This is a genomic window from Mycobacterium sp. E3339, from assembly GCF_001666915.1.
Taxonomy (GTDB): Bacteria; Actinomycetota; Actinomycetes; order Mycobacteriales; family Mycobacteriaceae; genus Mycobacterium.
The window spans coordinates 1-19,512 of record NZ_LZIZ01000227.1; the positions used below are offsets into that span (position 1 = coordinate 1).

The following is a 19,512-nucleotide window of genomic DNA, read 5'->3' on the forward strand; positions in this document are numbered from 1 at the left end:
CTCCCGCCGCCACGCGGCGACGCGCGCGTGGTCACCGGACAGCAGCACCTCGGGCACTACGGGGCGCGCCAGCTCGTCGGGACCACCGCCCGGAGGGTTGCCGGTCATGCGTGCACCCACCAGCAGTGAACGGCCACAACTATTGCGCCGCAACTCATTCCGAGAACTCACTGGCTCCGATCGACGGGGCTCGCTTGGGGGCTCGACCATGCGGGGGTTGGCTCCGACCGAATCCACGCCCGGGGAACCGACAGGGCCCCGATCGCGGCGCCGCTGCCGACGCTCACCCAAGGCGCCGCGTCGGTCGTGCGGGCGGACCGGATGACCGTGGCCCGGTGCAGCGCGGCGGCCTTATTGAGGGAGCTCAGGTGGGTGAGCGCGACGTCCGATGGCGCCGACAACGAACTGAGCCGGGACAGTGCCGCCCCTATCGGCGACAGGGTCGCATCGAGGGTGGTGCGCGGCGAGGAGGACAGCGCCTCGATCGCCTGGCCGACGGCCGAGATCACTTGTGCGCCAGTCGTTATCACCTCCGGCGCCGACCTCAGCCGCCAGCTGCGGGATGGTTCGGTGACCGCCGGCCCGGACGAATGGGTGCATTGCGGGGGCGAACTGAACGGTGTCAGCTGCCGGATAACCGCCGAGGCGCGGGCGTAGGCGTACATGGCGGCGGCGTCTTGGGCCCACATCCGTTCATAGTCGGCTTCGGCGTCGGCGATGGCCGGACTGAGCTGGCCAAGCCAGTTCGTCGCGGCCAGCCAGATCCGCCGCAACCGATTGGCATCGATCGCATGGGGCGCCACCACCGCCGCGAGGGCCGCACCGTAGGCGGCAGCCGCGGCCTTGGCCTGGATGGCCGCCTGCCGGGCCCGCGCGGCGGTACCGTCGAGCCAGCCCAGATAGGCCGCGACGCCTCGGCTTGTCGCCCTTGCCGAATCACTCGGCGAATCCGGCTCGGCGAACACCGCGCGGTAGCTCAGCGCCATCTCGCCGAGTTGGGCGCCCAGCAGATCCCAGGCCTGGGCGGCGTCCATCATCGATCCGGCGCCCGGGCCCGCATGCATCCGCCCGGAGTTCGTCTCCGGCGGCAGGGCGCCGAAATCCGGCTCGAGGGAGGGCGAATCGTGCTGCAGCATCGGCATTTTCTCTAGAACGGTGGCGGACATGACTCGAGCGGGTCGGATCCCGATGGGTTCAGCCTTTGGCGGAAGCATCGAGTTGTCGCGGGCAATACGACTTCGCCGACACCGTCGCGAACTGCGCGGCGCCGTTGGTGGTCAGGCCGGGGTTGTTGTCCCGGAGATCATTGAGGAGTTGCAGACCGGACACGCCGCGCGCGAGCAGGCCGCATACCGCCTTGCCGGCGTTCACGGCTTGGCCCGGGTCGGCAAAGCTGATGCCCAGCGCATGGAGGTCGGCGATGAAGGCTTCGTTGTTGTCGTCGACGGCCGCCTCGTCCTCTCCGGGCACGGCGTGCGCAGGCGCCGCGGCGGCGATGCCCAGCGACACACCGAGAAGCGCCAACAGCAGTTTCATGCGTCCTCCTTCGATTGACAGCTAAATCCTCTGTGCTACAACACTTTTGATTCGGGCGCTCCGACGGCGGCCTCTTCGCCGTCCGTCACGTGCACGGCGTGGACGCCCGGTGTCGTCCTGAGCCTGGCGACCAGGTCATCGAGGCCGGCCTCGTCGACGTTCCAGTGCTGAACCTGGTCGGGCATCTCCTGCAGTTGGGCGATGATGCGGTCCAGCTTGACCGGCGCGGTGCGCCGCTCACCGGTGCCGACGCGGGCCTGCTGGATGCCGGTTGAGGTGACCGCGCGCGCCGCCGGGCCGCCAAGCGCGCCACCCGCCAAGCTGCCCAACGTCGCCTCGTTGACCAGGCTCGAGAAATCCGTCGCCGCGGCCGCGGCCACGCTGGTGCCCGGGAGCGAGGCCAGCCGGATTGCCGGGGCGGCGGTCGCCCAGCCGGGTGGAACCGAAAGCTTGCCCACCGTCGGCGCGGTCCCCAATACGGCCGACACGGGCTTGGCCGCGATGCCGGCGGCGGCGTGCCCCGGCGACGCCAGGCCCGCGCCCAGCGAGGTCTTCGCCATCGCGGCGCTCCACGGTGCGTAGATGAAGAAGTTCTTCCACTGCGAGACGCCCAGGCTGATGCTGGCATTGGTGACGTTGGTCCACGTCGCCTGGGTGCCGATCTGGGAAATGCTGGAATACAACGCTTCCCACAACGGCGCCACGTCCGGGCTACCCGTGACTCCCCCGATCAACTGCTGCCAGAACTGGGTGTATTGGCTGGTGAGTGAGGTGAGGAAGTCCTCTATCTGTTTCAGCCAGGCCGACAACGACGTCGGCTCTGCCGCGGCCGCCGCGGCGGCCTGGGCCACCGCACCGGCATCGTTGGTGGTTGCCGGCGCCTCCTCGAAGGGGGTCAACTCACCGGCCGACTCCGACGCGCCGGCGTAACTGAACATGGCGGCGACATCTTGGGCCCACATCTGGGCGTACTCGTCTTCGGTCGCCGCGATCGCGGCGTCGTTTTGGCCCAGGAGATTCGTCTCCAACAGCGCGGCCAACTGGATGCGGTTCTCCGCGACGAGTTGCGGCGGCACGGTGGCCGCCAGGGCGGCCTCGTACGCCGCGGCCGCGGCCCGGGCCTGCGTGGCGGTCTGCTCGGCTTGACCCGCGGTGGTCGACATCCAGGCCAGATACGGTGCTACCGCCGCGGCCATCGACTCCGACGACGGACCCTGCCACGACTGGCCGACCAGGTCCGAAATCACCGTGCCGTAAGCGGCCGCGGTGGAGTGCAACTCGGCGGCCAGCGTCTCCCAGGCCGCGGCGGCGGCGAGCATCGGCCCCGCGCCCGGGCCCGCGTAGATCTGGGTGGAGATCACCTCCGGTGGAAGCGTTGCGAAATCGCTGAAAACCATTGCCGCACCTTTCTTATTTGGCGTTCGGCGGGATCACGATGACCGTGGACGTGGTCGCGAGGTCGTCGACGGCCACGGCACCTGGCACGCGAAGGGTCGACCCGGCGACCGCGCGGGTGGCACTCGCGCCGACGGCGCGTCCGGCCAGGCTGGACAGCGCCGTCGGACCGAACATGCCTTGTTGGCCATTCACGGCCATCGCGGGAGCGGCTTGCACCGTCGTCTCCGGCAGCTCCGCGGCCACCGTTCGGATAGCGGGAACGGCAGAAGCCCAATTCGCCGGCACCGACAACGACCCGACCAGTCCGGCCTGCCCAGTTGCGGCCGAAACCGTGCCCGCGCTCGACAGCGCGGTCGCGCCGCTCAACAGGTCGCTGCGCAGCAGCGGTGCCAACACCCCGGTGAGCGCCTTGGGGTGCAACAGGGGGCCGATGCCCTGGATGCCCGTCCCCACGCTCGGGATGCTGAGGGCGATCTGGTACCAGTTCTTCGCCAGGTTCGCCACCCCCAGCGGGGTGTATGGCCCCGAGATCGTGCCCATGACGCTGTTGAATGTCTTCAGGATCCCGGTGATGTCCTTCAACCCCAGTGGCAAACCGGCCGCCGCCGTCGGCGCCGCAGTCGCGTTCGTCGCGAGGGTCTGCAGGCCGGCCGGAGCCTGCGAAACCGATTCCGAGAGTGTGGATTCCAGCCGGGAAGCGGTCGAGGACTGGAGCGCGGAGGCCACCGCCGCCGACTGCTCGGCCTCCCCACTGCCGTCGGTGGTCGTGGGCGGCGCCGTGAACGGGGTCAGCCGGGTCGCCACCGCCGACGCGGCGGCGTAGGTGTACATCGCGGCGGCGTCTTGCGCCCACATCTCGGCGTAGTCGGCCTCGGTGGCCGCGATGGCCGCCGTGTTCTGCCCCAACACGTTCGTCGCGATCAGCGACGCCAGCAACGCTCGATTGGCCGCGATCACCGGCGGCGGGACCGTGGCCGCGAAAACGGCTTCATAGGCGGCCGCCGCCGCCGTTGCCTGGGCGGCGGTCTGCTCGGCCTGCCCGGCCGTGCCGTCCAGCCACGCGATGTAGGGCGCCGCCGCGGTCGCCATCGCTGCGGACGAGGGCCCATGCCAGACGCTTCTCAGCTCCGCGATCGCAGCACCGTAAGACGCCGACGCCGAATGCAATTCGGCCGCCAAGCCGTTCCAGCCGGCCGCAGCCGCGAGCAACGGCGCCGGCCCCGGCCCTGAGTAGATCCTGCCGGAGTTGATCTCCGGCGGTAACAACCCGAAATCCATGCCTTCCTCCGCCTCCAGCCATGTCCCCAGCACGGCCCCTGCGCTTCGCGCGCCGACCAGCCGAACGCAAACGACATCGAGCCCCTGCGTGCCGCCGACAAAGCCTGGGATCCGAGTTTGCTAGCCGACGGGCATCTCTCCTGCAGACAGGACACTAGCCAGCCGCGACCAGAAGGCGTTTCGCCGAGCACAACGGGGGTCGGTGCCGCCGGGGCACCGCCCGGCGCGGGCCGCGCGCCGTCGGCGCCGAAGAGAAACCGCCATAAACCGCTCTACCTGGCGCGAGTCCGAAAAGGCGACGGGGTGAACAGTGGATGAAAATACGGCATTTGCGTCGCTGGGTCGCTTCCGGCGAATAAAAATCTCATGGGCGCATAAATTGCGATTGCGACGAATGAGGCCTTGGCCAAGACGTCCCCACGGAAAGGCACGGCCGCCCGAGCTCGCGATGACCGGGCGCGAGACGTCTTGGCCTGGGTTACATGCGCTCTGCTTACGCCGACTGGAGCACCGATCGGCTGCAAGCGATACGTCGGAACTCATACAGTCTTCAAAGAAGTTATGTGGGTGCTATGAATCCCTACTCGAAAAATAGCGTCCCGAGACGAGCTTTCGGGGGACGGCGGACGGTTTGGTGGCAAAAAGACCATTGATTCCTGCCTTGCACTTCCAGGGTGAAGCGACCGCCATTTCGCGTTATCCATATTCAATTCAAAGAATTCATGTAATTCATAGAATTCGTAACCGCGTGACATGGACGAGGACCGGGGCGACTCTGCGCGCAGCGCTATGGAACGCCCGGCAAACCGGGCCAGGCAAAGTTGCTGAGTGCCCGGGTTTGCCAGGCGCGGTACGACGCGTCCGCAAATGCGCGACGAGGCTAAGCGTCTTCCAGCAGATCCGGTGTGACCGCCGATTCGGTGTCCGGGATGCCCTTGATCTTGGCCTTGCGGTCGGCCATCGACAGCAACCGGCGAATGCGGCCCGCCACAGCATCTTTCGTCATCGGCGGGTCGGCGAGCCGCCCGAGCTCCTCCAGCGAGGCCTGCCGGTGCTCGACGCGCAGCTTGCCGGCGGAGGCCAAATGGTCGGGAACGGTGTCGCCGAGAATCTCCAGCGCGCGTTCCACCCGGGCGGCCGCGGCCACCGCGGCCCGCGCCGAGCGGCGCAGGTTGGCGTCGTCGAAGTTGGCGAGCCGATTTGCCGTCGCCCGCACCTCGCGGCGCATCCGGCGCTCCTCCCAGATGAGCCGGGTGTCCTGCGCGCCCATCCGGGTCAGCAGGGCGCCGATGGCCTCGCCGTCGCGCACCACCACCCGGTCGGCGCCGCGCACTTCGCGGGCCTTGGCGCTGACGCCGAGCCGGCGCGCCGCACCCACCAACGCCAGCGCGGCCTCCGGCCCGGGGCAGCTGACCTCCAGGGCTGACGACCGTCCCGGCTCGGTGAGCGACCCGTGCGCCAGAAAGGCTCCGCGCCAGGCGGCCTCGGCGTCGGCGATGCTGCCGCCCACGACCTGGGCGGGCAGGCCGCGCACCGGCCGGCCGCGGTTGTCGAGCAGGCCGGTCTGGCGGGCCAGCGCTTCACCGTCGTTGGCCACCCGCAGCACGTAACGGGTGGTCTTGCGAATCCCGCTGGCCGACAACACATGCACGACGGCGTTGTAGCCGTAGAGCTCGAAGATGTCCTTGCGCAGCCGCCGCGCGACATTGCCGAGGTCCACCTCGGCCTCCACGACCACCCGACCGCCGACGATGTGCAACCCGCCGGCGAACCTCAGCAGCGACGTGACTTCGGCGCGCCGCGCGCTGACCGACTTCACGACCAGGCGGCTGAGCTCGTCCTTGACTTCGGTCGTCATCGCCACGCGTCGTCACCCCTTGGTCCGCTGCCGGCCGGTCCTCTTGCACCGGTCTGTGGGCTTGCACTGTCGACCCGAATGTCCGCGGTGGCCGTGACCGGAGGCGCTCCCGGGCCGTTGCGGGCCGCCCGGACCCCGTCCAGGGCCGCCGCAAGCTTGCCTGGATCATGTAAAGGTGTACCAGGTCGGGCCACGTCGACGAAGTGGACCTCGGCCGAAAGCAGCGTCGCCGTGCGGCGCAGCTGTTCCCGCTCCCGCTCACTGGGCACCCGCTCGGCGTCGATGATGATGTCGTGCACGGTGAACCCCGGGGCGTGCTGGGCCAACACGTGCAGATGACGCTCGACGGAAAACCCGGCCGTCTCCCCCGGCTCGGCCACCAGATTGAGCACCAGCGCGCGCCGCGCGGTGGTGGCCCGCAGCGCCGCCGCCAACCCCGGCACCAGCACGTGCGGGATCACGCTGGTGAACCAGGAGCCCGGACCGAGCACCACGAGGTCGGCGGCCATGATCGCGTCGACGGCCTGCCGGGTCGCCGGCGGATCGGGCGGCAGCAGCCGCACCCGGCGCACCTTGCCCGGCGTGCTGGCGATCGCCACCTGGCCGCGAATAAGCCGGAACATCCGTGGATCTGACTCCAGGCCGGACACGTCGGCCTCGATCTGCAGCGCGATCGGGCACATCGGCAGCACCCGGCCCTTGACGCCCAGGATGCGGCCCAGCTCGTCGAGGGCGGCCACCGGGTCGGCGAGTACCTCCGAGAGCCCGGCGAGCATCAGGTTGCCGATCGGGTGGCCGGCCAACGCCCCGTTGCCGCCGAAGCGATGCTGCAGGATGGTCGCCCACAACCGCCCGTGCGGGCTGTCGGATGCCAAGGCCGCCAACGCCATTCGCAGATCTCCCGGGGGCACGACTTCCAATTCGCTGCGCAGCCGCCCGGAGGAACCGCCGTCGTCGGCGACGGTCACCACGGCGGTGACGTGCGGAGTCAGCCGGCGCGCCGCCGACAGCGTGGCGTACAGGCCGTGGCCGCCGCCCAGCGCGACGATGCTGTTGTTGGTCGAGGGATCCGTCGGCGCGCTCATTCGCGACCCAAATCCCGGTGCAGCACCCGCACCGACAATTGGGCATCGGCCGTCTGGGCCTTCAACTGCCGCATCAGCGCCTCGGCGATCGCCACGCTGCGGTGCTTACCCCCGGTGCACCCGATCGCAACCGTCATGTAGCGCTTGCCCTCCCGGCGGTAGCCGTCGACCACCAGCGAGAGCAACCGGTGGTAGGCGTCGAGAAAGTCCGCGGCGCCGGGCTGGCTCAGCACGTATTCGCTGACCGCCGGGTCCTGTCCGGTGAGGGGACGCAGCTCGTCGACCCAGTGCGGGTTGGGCAGGAACCGCACGTCCATCACCATGTCGGCGTCCATCGGCAGGCCGTACTTGAAGCCGAACGATTCGAGGGTGATGCTGATCGACGTGCTGGCGTCGCCGCCGAACGCGCGCTCGATGCTCTCCCGCAGTCCCCGCACCGACAGCGTCGAGGTGTCGATGATGAGGTCGGCCGTCGCGCGCACCGGGGCCAGCATCCGGCGCTCGGCGGCGATGCCCTCGGCCAGGGTCGCCTCGCCCTGCAGCGGGTGGCTGCGGCGGTTCTGCTCGTAGCGGCGCACCAGCATGTCGTCGGACGCCTCCATGAACACCACCCGCGGCGCGATGTTGCGGGTGGCCAGCTCGGTGCGCACCGAATCGAGATCGCCGGTGAAGCCGCGCGAGCGCACGTCCATCACCACCGCCAGGCGGGTGATGCGCGACCCCGCGTCCATGCCGAGATCCACCATCCGCGTGATCAGCTGGGGCGGCAGGTTGTCGGCGACGTACCAGCCCAGGTCCTCGAGCACCTTGGCCGCAGTACCCCGCCCGGCGCCCGACAACCCGGTCACCAGGACGACGTCGATGCCGGCCCCACCCTCCGGGCGGGCCTGGGCCGGGTTGCCCTCCGCCACGTCACCCGTCATTCGGCTGCTCCGGGCCGCTCGGGCGCAACGCCTCCAGGACGGCGGTGGCGGTGGCCACTCCGATTCCGGGAACGGCCGTGATCTGGTCGACGGTGGCCTCCTTGAGGCGGGCTATGGATCCGAAATGGGTCACCAGCGCCTTGCGGCGATGTTCCCCTAATCCTGGCACCGAATCCAGCGCCGAGGCGGTCATTCGCTTCGATCGCTTGCTGCGATGGTAGGTGATGGCGAACCGGTGCGCCTCGTCGCGAATGCGCTGTAGCAGGTAGAGCCCCTCGCTGTTGCGCGGCATGATGACGGGATCGGGCTCGGAGGGCACCCAGATCTCTTCCAGCCGCTTGGCCAGGCCGATCACCGCGACGTCGGTGATGCCGAGGTCGTCGAGCACGGCGCTGGCCGCGTTGACCTGTGGGGCGCCGCCGTCGACGACATAGAGGTTGGGCGGGTAGGCGAACCGGCGCGACTTCCCTTCGGGCGACAGCATATTCGGATCGTTCTGTTCGCTCAGGTGCCGCGCGAACCGGCGGCGGGTCACCTCGGCGATGGAGGCGACGTCGTCGGAGCGGCCCTGGCCGGCGGCTTCGCGGATGCCGAAGTGACGGTAGTCCGACTTGCGCGGCAGGCCGTCTTCGAACACCACCAGCGACCCCACCACGTCGGTGCCCTGCACGTGGCTGATGTCGACGCATTCGATGCGCAGCGGCGCGTCGGCCAGCCCAAGGGCTTCCTGAATGTTCTGCAGCGCAGCCGATCTGGCGTTGAAGTCACCGGCCCGCTTCAGCTTGTGTTGCTGCAGCGCCTCTTTGGCGTTGCGTTGCACCGTTTCGGCCAGCGCCCGCTTGTCGCCGCGCCGCGGCACCCGCAGCGCGACCCGGGAACCGCGCAGGCCCGACAGCCAGCTGGTCAATTCCTCGGAGTTGGACGGCAGGCAGGGCACCAGCACCTCGCGGGGAACCGGATTGACGGATTCGTCGGCCGAGCCACCCAGCTCCGCCTGCTCGCCGTAGAACTGCGTCAGGAATTGCTCGACCAACTGCTCCTCCCCGGAATCGCCTGGGTCCGCGGACTTTTCGACGATCCAGCCGCGCTGGCCGCGCACCCGGCCGCCGCGGACGTGGAACACCTGCACCGCCGCCTCGAGTTCGTCGTCGGCGAAGGCGACCACGTCGGCGTCGGTGCCGTCGCCGAGCACCACGGCCTGCTTCTCCATGGCGCGCTTCAGCGCGGACAGGTCGTCGCGCAGCCGCGCGGCCCGCTCGAAGTCGAGCCGCTCGGCCGCGGCGTTCATCTGCTGTTCCAGCTCGCGGGCGAAGCGGTCGGTCTTGCCGGAGAGGAAGTCGCAGAAGTCGTCGACGATTTGGCGATGCTGCTCGGCGCTGACCCTGCCGACGCACGGCGCCGAACACTTGTCGATGTAGCCGAGCAGGCACGGGCGGTCGATCTGCTTGTGCCGCTTGAACACACCGGCCGAGCAGGTGCGGGCCGGGAATACCCGGGTCAGCAGGTCCAGGGTTTCCCGGATGGCCCACGCGTGCGAGTACGGCCCGAAGTAGCGCACACCCTTGCGGCGCGGGCCGCGATAGACCATCAGTCGGGGAAACTCTTCGCCCAGGGTGACGGCCAGCACCGGGTAGGACTTGTCGTCGCGGTAGCGGACGTTGAAGCGCGGATCGAACTCCTTGATCCAGTTGTATTCGAGCTGCAGCGCCTCGACTTCGGTGTTGACCACCGTCCACTCGACCTTGGCGGCGGTGGTCACCATCTGCCGGGTGCGCGGATGCAGGGCGGAGACGTCCTGGAAGTAGGACGTCAGCCTGCTGCGCAGGCTCTTGGCCTTACCGACGTAGATGACCCGCCCGTGCACGTCCCGGAATCGGTAGACGCCCGGCTCGACCGGGATGGACCCGGGCGGGGGGCGATACGTGGCGGGATCTGGCACCCATCCAGGCTAGTAGCCGCCGGCGCCATGCCGGCCCGTCGGGAGCACCGCGCCGCGGCGCCGGATCCGGGGCCCTGGCGGGGGCGGCCCTGTAACGCATTCGCGCGGTCGCGCGATGAATTAGGGAGGCCGCCGACCGATCCGCCAGTTTTTCCGAAATTACCGATGACCTCGGGTTATGACGACCGAGCGCCGGTTTGGACGGTTTGTTCTGGCTACCAAGGGGGTAGCTGGACGTACAGTGGGTGGCAATCGATGGAGGGAGTCCACAGATGTTCAAGCGCTCGTTGACCAGGCTCGCGATCGGGGTTGGCGGTCTGGCATTGGCGTCGACCGCCGCGGCCGGGGTCGCATCCGCTGCCCCCGATTACGGCCCCATGATCAACACGACCTGCAGCTACGACCAGGCGATGCGGGCGGTGCACGCGGAAAACCCGATGGCCGCTCAGTACCTCGACCAGTCGCCGCCGAACCAGCAGTTCTTGCAGCAGTACCTGGCGTCGACGCCGGATCAGCGCGTGAACTTGCTGCACGCCATCGAGCACAACCAGGGCGCGCAGCAGGCTTTGCCGATCTTCCAGCAGATGATGACCGACTGTAAGAACTTCTGACCCGTCCACCTGAAAGGGCTATCCGCGCTCGCGCGGATAGCCCTTTCAGTGGGTGTGCAGGTCGGGCCGGTACCGCGCCAGCAAGGACCGCACGGTGTCCATGGCGCTGACCGCGCGCTCCTTGTCGACGGCCTGGATGGCCATCACCGGGATGTATTCGTCGTCGGGTAGGTCGATGCGCGCCCAGCGATTACCCACCGGGAACGAGACGCCCGCCACGTCCGGCCATTCGATCAACTTGTCGCCCAACAGGTTGCGCACCGAAATCCCCGCCGCCCCGACCCGGAGCCGGGGCCGGGCGAACAGCAACACCACCCCGGCCAGCACCAGACCCAGCAGCGCCATCGCCACCTGGTCGCTGGTCTGGAAAACCACCCCGGTGGATCCGGTTTTGAGCAGAAAGCCGATCGCGATGTGCACCGCGATCAGGATGACCGCCGCGCCGTAAACGAATATCGGCGTGCGGTGTGGACGCAATTCGACGTCCCAGCGCTCGGGGTCGGTCACGACCGAGCGCGCAGGTCACGCAGCGTGAGGGCGGTCTGCAGGGCCGCCGCGGTCGCCTGGGCGCCCTTGTCCTCGGCCGATTCCGGAAGGCCGGCCCGATCCAGGGCCTGCTGCTCCGTGTCGGTCGTGAGCACCCCGTTGGCCACCGGCGTCGACGCGTCCAACGAAACCCGGGTCAACCCCTGCGTCACCGCGTCGCACACATAGTCGAAATGTGGTGTCTGACCGCGGATCACCACGCCCAGGGCGACCACGGCGTCGTGGTTGCGGGCCAATTCCTGTGACACCACCGGGATTTCGATCGCGCCGATCACCCGGACCACCGTCGGGTCGTCGATGCCCGATTCGGAGGCCACCTTGCGCGCGCCGGCCAGCAGCGCATCGCAGATCTCGGCGTGCCAGGTGCTCGCGACGATGGCCAGCCGCAGACCCGATGCGTCCAGCGGTGGAAACTCCGGCACGCCCGCCGCTGGGCTCACAAAGCACCGCCGAATTCGCCTGGCAAATGGACGGATTCGTGGAAATCGTCCAGGCCGGCCAGGTCGTGGCCCATCTTGTCGCGCTTGGTCATCAGGTAGCGAATGTTCTCCGCGTTGGCGCGCACCGGCAGCGGCACCCGCTCGATGATGTGCAGCCCGTAACCGTCCAGCCCGACGCGCTTGGCCGGGTTGTTGGTCAGCAGCCGCATCGAGCGGACCCCGAGGTCGACCAGGATCTGCGCCCCGATTCCGTAATCCCTTGCGTCGGCGGGCAACCCGAGTTTGAGGTTGGCGTCGACGGTGTCCTCGCCGGCGTCCTGCAGCTGGTAGGCCTGCAGCTTGTGCATCAGGCCGATGCCGCGGCCCTCGTGGCCGCGCATGTAGAGCACGACGCCGCGCCCTTCCCGCGCGACCATCGCCATCGCCGCGTCCAGTTGGGGCCCGCAATCGCAGCGGCGGGAACCGAACACGTCACCGGTCAGGCACTCCGAGTGCACCCGGACCAGCACGTCGTCGCCGTCGGCGTTCGGCCCGGCGATCTCGCCGCGCACCAGCGCGACGTGTTCGACGTCCTCGTAGATGCTCGCGTAGCCGATCGCGCGAAACTCGCCGTGCCGGGTCGGAATCCGGGCCTCAGCGATGCGCTCGATGTGCTTCTCGTGCTTGCGCCGCCACTCGATCAGGTCGGCGATGGTGATCAGCGCGAGGTCGTGCTCGTCGGCGAAGACCCGCAGCTCGTCGGTCTGCGCCATCGAGCCCTCGTCCTTCTGGCTGACGATTTCGCAGATCGCGCCCGCCGGTTGCAGGCCCGCCATCCGGGCCAGGTCGACGGCGGCCTCGGTGTGGCCGGGGCGGCGCAGCACGCCGCCGTCCTTGGCGCGCAACGGAACCACGTGACCCGGACGGGTGAAATCGTTGGCGACGCTGGCGGGATCGGCCAGCAGGCGCATCGTCGTCGCCCGGTCCGAGGCCGAGATCCCGGTGCCCACGCCGTTTCTCGCGTCCACGGTGACGGTGTAGGCGGTCCCGTGCTTGTCCTGGTTCACCGCGTACATCGGCAGCAGCCCCAGCCGGTCGCAGATCGCGCCGTCCAACGGCACGCACAGGTACCCCGAGGTGTAGCGCACCATGAACGCCACCAACTCCGGCGTCGCCTTTTCCGCGGCGAAGATGAGGTCGCCCTCGTTCTCGCGGTCCTCGTCGTCGATGACGACCACGGCCTTGCCCGCCGCAATGTCGGCAACCGCCCTCTCGACGGAGTCCAACCTCGTCATCGTCGTTACCTTGCTGTCTCAGGGGTTCCGGGAGCCCAAGTGTTGCATTCAGTATGAACCACCGCGGGGGGCCGGTTATTGCGATGCTGTTCACAGGGACCGCGGGCGCAGCCCAGCAACAGGCCGACTGCAACGAAACGACTCCCTGATCGCGGCCAGCAATCTACGCTGACCGGCATGAGCATCGCAGTGAGACTGGCGGTACCGGTCGTGACCTCGATATTCGCGGCCGGACTTGGAGCGGGTATCGCCTGCCCGCAACGCGCGACGGCCGACGCGTGCGCCGACGTCGGCGGTCGGCATGTGAGCGTCGGCGGCTGCACCGACCCGGGGCGCTGGGGTAACTGGGTCCTTCCGGCCGGTGCGACGACGGTCCCGCCGCCCGACGCGCCACCGCCGTGCTACACCCCGTCCGGGGAGCCGTACTGGACGCCCCCGGGCGAGCCCTGCTGACGAGTCGGCCGGCCTAGCGCTCCATCAATCGCTCGACGTATTTGGCGATGACGTCGACCTCGAGGTTGACCTGCGTGCCGACCGGAGCGCGACCCAGGGTGGTCAGCTCGCGGGTGGTGGGGATCAGCGAAACCTCGAACCAGTCGGCGCCGAGCCCCGAGACCGTCAGTGAGATGCCGTCGACGGTGATCGACCCCTTCTCGACGACGTAGCGGGCCACCGCCGCGGGGATCTGGATCCGCACCACTTCCCAGTGCTCGGACGGCGTCCGGGCGACGACCTGGCCGGTCCCGTCGACGTGCCCCTGCACGATGTGCCCGCCTAGCCGGCTGTTGACCGCCGCGGCGCGCTCCAGGTTCACCGGGCTGCCCACCTGCAAGGCGCCCAGGTTGGACCGGTTGAGGCTCTCGGCCATCACGTCGGCGGTGAACTGCCCGTCGGGCAGCAGCTCCGCGACGGTCAGGCAGACGCCGTTGACGGCGATCGAATCGCCGTGCCCGGCGTCGGAAGTGACGACCGGCCCGCGGATGGTCAGCCGCGCGGCGTCGGCCAGCACCTCGCGGCCCGTCACCTCTCCGAGTTCCTCGACAATTCCGGTGAACATGCCAATCAGGTTAATCGGACGCCCGAACGCGGCGGCGGCGCTGGTGAGCAGGCGAAAGCGCCATCGCCGGGCGGCCATTGCGCCCCCGCGTCTCGAAAGCCGGTCGCGGGCACCCTCTACGATGCAAGGTATGCAGACCCGCCGCCGTATATCGGCCGTCATCGCATCCCTGACCCTCGCCACCGCCTTGATCGCCGGCTGCTCGTCGGGCTCAAAGCAGAGCGGCGCCCCGCTTCCCGACGCCACGACCCTGGTCAAGCAGTCGGCCGACGCCACCAAGAATGTGAAGAGCGTGCACCTGGTGCTGAGCATTCAGGGCAAGATCCAGGGGCTGCCCATCAAGACGCTCACCGGTGACCTCACCACGGCGCCGGCCACCGCCGCGTCGGGCAACGCCACCATCACCCTGGGCGGCTCCGACATCGACGCCAACTTCGTGGTGGTCGACGGCACCCTGTACGCCACCCTGACACCGAACAAGTGGAGCGACTTCGGCAAGGCCTCCGACATCTACGACGTGTCGGTGTTGCTGAACCCGGACACCGGGCTGGCCAACGCGCTGGCGAACTTCAGCAACGCCAAGGCCGAGGGCCGCGAGACCATCAACGGCCAGAACACCATTCGCGTCAGCGGGAACGTGTCGGCGGACGCGGTGAACAAGATCATGCCGCAGTTCAACGCGACTCAGCCGGTGCCGAGCACGGTCTGGATTCAGGAGACCGGTGACCACCAGCTGGTGCAGGCCAACATGCAGAAGAGCTCCGGCAACTCCATCCAGGTGACGCTGTCCAACTGGGGCGAGCAGGTCCAGGTCACCAAGCCGCCGGTGAGTTCATGAGTTCGCAGACCGGACGCCGCGTCGCGATCAGCGCCGGCAGTCTGGCGGTCCTGCTCGGTGCGCTGGACGCCTATGTCGTCGTGACGATCATGCGCGACATCATGAGCGACGTTCACATCCCGATCAACCAGCTGCAGCGCATCACCTGGATCATCACGATGTACCTGCTCGGGTACATCGCCGCCATGCCGCTGCTGGGCCGCGCGTCCGACCGGTTCGGCCGCAAGCTGGTGTTGCAGGTCAGCCTCGCGCTGTTCATGGTGGGGTCGGTGGTGACCGCGCTGGCCGGGCACTGGGGCGATTTCCACCTGCTGATCGCCGGCCGCACCATCCAGGGTGTGGCCAGCGGCGCGCTGCTGCCGGTCACCCTCGCGCTGGGCGCCGACCTGTGGGCGCAGCGCAACCGCGCTGGCGTGCTGGGCGGCATCGGCGCCGCGCAGGAACTCGGCAGCGTGCTGGGCCCGCTGTACGGGATCTTCATCGTGTACTTGTTTCACGACTGGCGTTACGTGTTCTGGATCAACGTCCCGCTGACCCTGATCGCGATGGCGATGATCCAGTTCAGCCTCCCGTCGCACGAAAAGGTCGAGAACCCCGAGCGGGTCGACCTGGTCGGCGGCGTCCTGCTCGCGGTTGCCCTGGGCCTGGCCGTTATCGGCCTGTACAACCCGCAGCCCGACGGCAAACAGATTTTGCCGAGCTACGGCCTGCCGCTGGTCATCGGGGCGGTCGTGGTCGCGGTGCTGTTTTTGCTGTGGGAACGGTTCTCCCGCACCCGGCTGATCGAGCCGGCCGGGGTGCACTTCCGCCCGTTCCTGGCCGCCCTGGGCGCCTCGCTGGCCGCGGGCGCGGCGCTGATGGTGACGCTGGTCGACGTGGAGCTGTTCGGCCAGGGCGTGCTGCAGATGGACCAGACGCAGGCCGCCGGGCTGCTGTTGTGGTTCCTGATCGCGCTGCCGATCGGGGCGGTGCTGGGCGGCTGGATCGCCACCCGGGTCGGTGACCGCGCCATGACCTTCGTGGGCCTGCTGATCGCGGCCTACGGGTACTGGCTGATTCACTACTGGCGCCAGGACGTGCTTAGCCAGAAGCACGACATCTTCGGGATCGTCCAACTGCCCGTTTTGCACGCCGACCTGTTGGTCGCCGGTGTGGGCCTCGGCCTGGTGATCGGGCCGCTGACCTCCGCGGCGCTGCGCGTGGTTCCCTCGGCCCAGCACGGCATCGCGTCGGCCGCGGTGGTGGTGGCCCGGATGACGGGCATGCTGATCGGTGTCGCCGCGCTGAGCGCGTGGGGCCTGTACCGGTTCAACCAGATCGTGGCGGGGTTGACGGCGGCGATACCGCCCAACGCCTCCCTGCTGGAGCGCATCGCCGCTCAGGGGACGATGTACCTCAAGGCGTTCGCCATGATGTACGGCGACATCTTCAGCGCCACCGTCGTCATCTGCATCGTGGGAGCGCTGCTCGGCCTGCTGATCGGTGGCCGCAAGGAACACGCCGAGGAGCCCGAAGTGGCTGAGCCGCAAGCGGTTTCGTTGGGCGAGCGTTAGCCGTTAGTCCCCCCACGGCACCAGGCTGAGCACGAGATCCGGCCCGAGCCGGTCCACTCCGTCGAAATGCCAGCGCAACGCCCGCGCGATGGTGGGCACCCCGACGTCGTCGACGACGGAGATCGGGCCGCCCAGCAGCGTCGGCGCGACGTACGCCAGGATGCGGTTGACCGCGCCCGCCCGCAGGAACGCGCCGGCGAGGGTGGGACCGCCCTCGAGCATGACGTCGGTGCGATCCGAGAGCGCCTTGATCACCTCCGTGGGGTCGTGCGTGCGAATCACCATGGTCCGCGAGTCGTCGTTGAGAACCTTTGCCTCCGAGGGTATTTCGCGCATGCCCACCACCACGCGCAGCGGTTGCCGGTCGGCCAGCGAGCCGTCGGGCAACCGGGCGGTCAGCGCGGGATCGTCGGCCAGCACGGTGCCGGTGCCGACCACGATCGCGTCGGCAATGGCGCGGCGGCGATGCAGGTCCAGGCGCGAGGCCTCGCTGGAGATCCATTGGCTGGTGCCGTCGGCCGCGGCGCTGCGGCCGTCGACGCTGCCGGCGTATTTCCAGGTCACGTGCGGCAAGCCGGTCCGCTGCTTGTGCAGCCACTCCCGCAGCGGCCCGCCGGCCACTTCGTCGGCGAGGACGCCGGGCGTCACCCGCACGCCCGCCTCCGTCAGCCGGGCCGCGCCGCCGGCGGCGGTCGGGTTCGGGTCGGCGACGCCGTACACCACCGCACCGACTCTCGCGTCCAACAGGGCGTCCACGCAGGGCGGGGTCCTGCCGTAGTGGTTGCAGGGCTCGAGGGTGACCACCGCCGTCCCGCCGGTCGCGAGGTCGCCGGCCCGCCGCAACGCCAGCACCTCGGCGTGGTCACCGCCCGCGGGCTCGGTGCCGCCGACGCCGACCACCACGCCGTCGGCGTCCAGGATCACCGCGCCCACCGGCGGGTTCGGGTAGGTGGTGCCCTTGACCTGATTGGACTGCCCGATCGCCAGGCGCATGGCCGCGTCGAGGCTGTCCACGGGCTGATTCATCGGCGCAGGTGCGGTGACGCGGCGGCGGCCTGCCGCCGCAGCGCCTCGACGGCGGCCTTCGGGTCCTCCGCGCCGTAGACGGCCGACCCGGCGACGAAGCAGTCGACGCCGGCCTCGGCGGCCTGCTCGATGGTCTCGTCGTTGATGCCGCCGTCGATCTCCACCAGGATCGTCAGCTCCCCCGCGTCGATCAGCTTGCGCGCGGTGCGGACCTTGCTCAGCACCTCGGGGATGAAGCTCTGCCCGCCGAAGCCGGGTTCGACCGACATGATCAGCAGGGTGTCGAACTGGGGCAGGATCTCCAGGTACGGCTCGAGCGGGGTGCCCGGCTTGACGCTGATGCCGGCCTTGGCGCCCGCGGCGCGGATGTCGCGCGCCACCCCGACCGGGTTGTCGGTGGCCTCGGCGTGGAAGGTGACGTTGTAGGCGCCGGCCTCGGCGTAGCCGCGCGCCCAACGGTCGGGGTCTTCGATCATCAGATGGCAGTCCATCGGGATGCTCGTGGTGGCCAGCAGGCTCTCGACCACCGGCAGGCCGATGGTCAGGTTCGGCACGAAGTGGTTGTCCATCACGTCGACGTGCAGCCAGTCCGCGCCCACCACCGCGGCCGCCTCGTCGGCGAGCCGCGCGAAATCGGCGGACAGGATGGACGGCGCGATCAGGGGCCTACCGGTGTTGTCAGGCATGTGCGCCACACTACTGAGCCTTGGCGGCGGCTTCACGCGGGCAAGCGGCGCGTCGCCGTGCGGCCCCTACCCCGCTTCGCGGCGCAGCGCCGCGGCGAACATCGCGTCGGTGCCATGCCGGTGCGGCCACAGCTGCACGTGCGGCCCATCCCCCAGCCCGGTGACCGGATCGAACAGCGGCCGCGTGTCCAGCGCGCTCACCGGGTGCCGGCGCAGCGCATCGGCGACCACCCCGACGGTTTCGGCCAGGTGGGGCGAGCAGGTCGCGTAGAGCACCACCCCGCCCGGCCGGGTCAGCGCGATCGCGGCGCCCAGCAGCTCGCGCTGCAGCTTGGTGAGCGCCGGCACGTCCGCCGGCTGGCGCCGCCAGCGCGCCTCGGGCCGGCGCCGCAGCGCGCCCAGCCCGGTGCAGGGCGCGTCGACGAGCACCCGGTCGAAGGCCGGCTCGAGCCCGCTCTGCCGCCCGTCGACCCGCAGCACGTCGACCGGCAGCCCCCGGGTGTTCTCGGCCACCAGATCGGCGCGGCGCGGGGCCGGTTCCACCGCCGTGACGCGCGCACCCGATGCGGCCCCGAGCGCGGCCAGCAGCGCCGTCTTGCCGCCCGGTCCGGCGCACAGGTCCAGCCACCGGCCGGCGTCGCCTTCGACGCTCGCCAGGGTCAGCACCCGCGCCACCAACTGGCTGCCCTCGTCCTGGACCAGGGCGGCGCCGTCGCGCACCGGCGCCAGCCGGCCGGGGTCACCGCCCGGCAGGTACACCGCATACGGCGAAAACCGGCCAACCGTGCCCGAGACCGCATCGGCCAGTTCCTTCGCGGTGAGCACCCCGGGCCGGGCGGCCAGGTGCACGACGGGCCGTTCGTCGTCGCTGGCCAGCACCGCGCGGAGCTCGGCCGCGTCCGCCCCCAGCGCGTCGGCGAAGGCCTGGGCGATCCAGCGCGGGTGCGCGTGCACGAAGGCGGCGTGCCCGACCGGATCCCGCGACGGGTCCGGCGCCAGCTCCGCGACCCAGGACTTCTCGTCCCGGGCGGCGATGGCCCGCAGCACCCCGTTGACGAAACCCGCTCGCGCCGAATCGAATTCGATCCCGGCCTGTTCCACAGTCGTGGACACCGCCGCGTAAGTGTCGACGCGGGTGCGCAGCAGCTGGTAGGCGCCGAGCCGCAACAGGTCGAGCAGCACCGGGTCGATGGTGTCCGGGGAGCGGCCCGCGGCGGCGCCGATGACCGCGTCGAGCAGGCCGCGGGTGCGGCAGGTGCCGTAGGTCAGCTCGGTGGCGAACGCGGCGTCCCGGCCGCTGATCCCCCGGTCGCGCCGCCGCGTTCGGCGTGCTGCGGGCGGTCAGCGAGCGGGACGCCTACGCGAACCTGGCGCTGCCCGCGCTGCTGCGCGACCGGGGGATCAGCGGCCGGGACGCCGCGTTCGCCACCGAGCTGACCTACGGCACCTGCCGCGCTCGGGGCC

Annotated in this window: 18 protein-coding genes and 3 pseudogenes; 5 read left to right on the forward strand and 16 right to left on the reverse strand. The window is 69.8% G+C overall.

Annotated features, from left to right (window positions below):
- The 9 genes and pseudogenes from A5702_RS27330 to uvrC all read right to left on the reverse strand — a co-directional run.
- Positions 1-80 (reverse strand): annotated as a pseudogene (locus A5702_RS27330) (tRNA (guanosine(37)-N1)-methyltransferase TrmD); the annotation flags it as partial.
- Positions 81-167: 87 nt separating this feature from the next.
- Positions 168-1,136 carry a PPE family protein gene (locus A5702_RS21680; RefSeq protein ID WP_068223667.1) on the reverse strand — a complete coding sequence of 323 codons (969 nt, stop codon included), beginning with the start codon at positions 1,134-1,136 and terminating at the stop codon, positions 168-170.
- Between the two features lie 58 nt (positions 1,137-1,194).
- Positions 1,195-1,536 (reverse strand): DUF732 domain-containing protein, encoded by a 342-nt coding sequence (locus A5702_RS21685; protein WP_055405653.1) that lies wholly within the window; start codon positions 1,534-1,536, stop codon positions 1,195-1,197.
- A 35-nt stretch (positions 1,537-1,571) separates the two neighbouring features.
- Complete coding sequence (locus tag A5702_RS21690; RefSeq protein ID WP_068223652.1) at positions 1,572-2,933, reverse strand: PPE family protein; 1,362 nt, start codon at positions 2,931-2,933, stop codon at positions 1,572-1,574.
- Between the two features lie 13 nt (positions 2,934-2,946).
- Positions 2,947-4,212: a PPE family protein gene (locus A5702_RS21695; protein WP_068223669.1), complete on the reverse strand. Its 1,266-nt coding sequence runs from the start codon at positions 4,210-4,212 to the stop codon at positions 2,947-2,949.
- Positions 4,213-5,092: 880 nt separating this feature from the next.
- Positions 5,093-6,070, reverse strand: a complete 978-nt coding sequence (gene whiA / locus A5702_RS21700) for a DNA-binding protein WhiA (protein ID WP_156669708.1) — start codon at positions 6,068-6,070, stop codon at positions 5,093-5,095.
- Positions 6,067-7,155: a uridine diphosphate-N-acetylglucosamine-binding protein YvcK gene (gene yvcK, locus A5702_RS21705; protein WP_068223657.1), complete on the reverse strand. Its 1,089-nt coding sequence runs from the start codon at positions 7,153-7,155 to the stop codon at positions 6,067-6,069. Before yvcK ends, whiA begins: the two co-directional genes overlap by 4 nt.
- A complete protein-coding gene (gene rapZ, locus A5702_RS21710; RefSeq protein WP_055403749.1) occupies positions 7,152-8,078 on the reverse strand; it encodes an RNase adapter RapZ in 927 nt (308 codons plus the stop codon). The genes yvcK and rapZ overlap by 4 nt, the downstream gene beginning before the upstream one ends.
- Positions 8,068-10,017, reverse strand: coding sequence for an excinuclease ABC subunit UvrC (uvrC, locus tag A5702_RS21715; protein WP_055403748.1), 1,950 nt, complete (start codon positions 10,015-10,017; stop codon positions 8,068-8,070). The genes rapZ and uvrC overlap by 11 nt, the downstream gene beginning before the upstream one ends.
- A 272-nt stretch (positions 10,018-10,289) precedes the next feature.
- Here uvrC and A5702_RS21720 point away from each other — a divergent pair, with 272 nt between their 5' ends.
- A complete protein-coding gene (locus tag A5702_RS21720; RefSeq protein ID WP_055403747.1) occupies positions 10,290-10,628 on the forward strand; it encodes a hemophore-related protein in 339 nt (112 codons plus the stop codon).
- A 45-nt stretch (positions 10,629-10,673) separates the two neighbouring features.
- Here the strand turns inward: A5702_RS21720 and A5702_RS21725 are convergent, their stop codons facing one another.
- From A5702_RS21725 to A5702_RS21735, 3 genes are read right to left on the reverse strand one after another with little or no spacing between them, the layout of a single operon-like run.
- Positions 10,674-11,135: a PH domain-containing protein gene (locus tag A5702_RS21725; protein ID WP_068223659.1), complete on the reverse strand. Its 462-nt coding sequence runs from the start codon at positions 11,133-11,135 to the stop codon at positions 10,674-10,676.
- A complete protein-coding gene (gene ribH / locus A5702_RS21730; protein WP_055403745.1) occupies positions 11,132-11,614 on the reverse strand; it encodes a 6,7-dimethyl-8-ribityllumazine synthase in 483 nt (160 codons plus the stop codon). The genes A5702_RS21725 and ribH overlap by 4 nt, the downstream gene beginning before the upstream one ends.
- A complete protein-coding gene (locus A5702_RS21735; RefSeq protein WP_055403744.1) occupies positions 11,611-12,888 on the reverse strand; it encodes a bifunctional 3,4-dihydroxy-2-butanone-4-phosphate synthase/GTP cyclohydrolase II in 1,278 nt (425 codons plus the stop codon). Before A5702_RS21735 ends, ribH begins: the two co-directional genes overlap by 4 nt.
- 177 nt (positions 12,889-13,065) lie before the next feature.
- On the opposite strand from A5702_RS21735, the gene A5702_RS25965 reads away from it, so the two are divergent.
- The gene (locus A5702_RS25965) at positions 13,066-13,341 is read left to right on the forward strand and encodes a hypothetical protein (protein ID WP_231633858.1); all 276 of its coding nucleotides are present in this window, start codon (positions 13,066-13,068) and stop codon (positions 13,339-13,341) included.
- Positions 13,342-13,354: 13 nt separating this feature from the next.
- Here the strand turns inward: A5702_RS25965 and A5702_RS21740 are convergent, their stop codons facing one another.
- Complete coding sequence (locus A5702_RS21740) at positions 13,355-13,945, reverse strand: riboflavin synthase (protein ID WP_067819166.1); 591 nt, start codon at positions 13,943-13,945, stop codon at positions 13,355-13,357.
- A gap of 130 nt (positions 13,946-14,075) precedes the next feature.
- Between A5702_RS21740 and A5702_RS21745 the strand changes: the two genes are divergently transcribed.
- Together A5702_RS21745 and A5702_RS21750 are read left to right on the forward strand one after the other, a co-directional pair.
- Positions 14,076-14,783: an LppX_LprAFG lipoprotein gene (locus A5702_RS21745; RefSeq protein WP_055403743.1), complete on the forward strand. Its 708-nt coding sequence runs from the start codon at positions 14,076-14,078 to the stop codon at positions 14,781-14,783.
- Entirely contained in the window at positions 14,780-16,336 is a 1,557-nt protein-coding gene (locus A5702_RS21750) for an MFS transporter (RefSeq protein ID WP_055403742.1), read from the forward strand. Before A5702_RS21745 ends, A5702_RS21750 begins: the two co-directional genes overlap by 4 nt.
- A gap of 3 nt (positions 16,337-16,339) precedes the next feature.
- Here A5702_RS21750 and ribD read toward each other — a convergent pair whose 3' ends face one another.
- The 3 genes and pseudogenes from ribD to A5702_RS21765 form a co-directional block, all read right to left on the reverse strand.
- A complete protein-coding gene (gene ribD / locus A5702_RS21755; RefSeq protein WP_068223661.1) occupies positions 16,340-17,362 on the reverse strand; it encodes a bifunctional diaminohydroxyphosphoribosylaminopyrimidine deaminase/5-amino-6-(5-phosphoribosylamino)uracil reductase RibD in 1,023 nt (340 codons plus the stop codon).
- Positions 17,359-18,048 (reverse strand): ribulose-phosphate 3-epimerase, encoded by a 690-nt coding sequence (gene rpe / locus A5702_RS21760; protein ID WP_068223672.1) that lies wholly within the window; start codon positions 18,046-18,048, stop codon positions 17,359-17,361. Before rpe ends, ribD begins: the two co-directional genes overlap by 4 nt.
- A 66-nt stretch (positions 18,049-18,114) precedes the next feature.
- Positions 18,115-19,356 (reverse strand): annotated as a pseudogene (locus A5702_RS21765) (RsmB/NOP family class I SAM-dependent RNA methyltransferase); the annotation flags it as partial.
- 20 nt (positions 19,357-19,376) lie between these two features.
- Here A5702_RS21765 and A5702_RS26510 point away from each other — a divergent pair.
- Positions 19,377-19,512, forward strand: a pseudogene (locus A5702_RS26510) (rRNA cytosine-C5-methyltransferase); the annotation flags it as partial.

Coding starts and splice junctions, on each gene's coding strand:
- A5702_RS21740 (WP_067819166.1), bottom strand. CDS start 13,945: ATGTTCACCGGAATTGTCGAGGAACTCGGAGAGGTGACGGGCCGCGAG.
- rpe (WP_068223672.1), bottom strand. CDS start 18,048: ATGCCTGACAACACCGGTAGGCCCCTGATCGCGCCGTCCATCCTGTCC.
- yvcK (WP_068223657.1), bottom strand. CDS start 7,155: ATGAGCGCGCCGACGGATCCCTCGACCAACAACAGCATCGTCGCGCTG.
- A5702_RS25965 (WP_231633858.1), top strand. CDS start 13,066: ATGAGCATCGCAGTGAGACTGGCGGTACCGGTCGTGACCTCGATATTC.
- A5702_RS21685 (WP_055405653.1), bottom strand. CDS start 1,536: ATGAAACTGCTGTTGGCGCTTCTCGGTGTGTCGCTGGGCATCGCCGCC.
- A5702_RS21745 (WP_055403743.1), top strand. CDS start 14,076: ATGCAGACCCGCCGCCGTATATCGGCCGTCATCGCATCCCTGACCCTC.
- rapZ (WP_055403749.1), bottom strand. CDS start 8,078: ATGACGGGTGACGTGGCGGAGGGCAACCCGGCCCAGGCCCGCCCGGAG.
- A5702_RS21750 (WP_055403742.1), top strand. CDS start 14,780: ATGAGTTCGCAGACCGGACGCCGCGTCGCGATCAGCGCCGGCAGTCTG.
- A5702_RS21720 (WP_055403747.1), top strand. CDS start 10,290: ATGTTCAAGCGCTCGTTGACCAGGCTCGCGATCGGGGTTGGCGGTCTG.
- A5702_RS21695 (WP_068223669.1), bottom strand. CDS start 4,212: ATGGATTTCGGGTTGTTACCGCCGGAGATCAACTCCGGCAGGATCTAC.
- A5702_RS21735 (WP_055403744.1), bottom strand. CDS start 12,888: ATGACGAGGTTGGACTCCGTCGAGAGGGCGGTTGCCGACATTGCGGCG.
- A5702_RS21690 (WP_068223652.1), bottom strand. CDS start 2,933: ATGGTTTTCAGCGATTTCGCAACGCTTCCACCGGAGGTGATCTCCACC.
- A5702_RS21680 (WP_068223667.1), bottom strand. CDS start 1,136: ATGCTGCAGCACGATTCGCCCTCCCTCGAGCCGGATTTCGGCGCCCTG.
- whiA (WP_156669708.1), bottom strand. CDS start 6,070: ATGACGACCGAAGTCAAGGACGAGCTCAGCCGCCTGGTCGTGAAGTCG.
- ribD (WP_068223661.1), bottom strand. CDS start 17,362: ATGAATCAGCCCGTGGACAGCCTCGACGCGGCCATGCGCCTGGCGATC.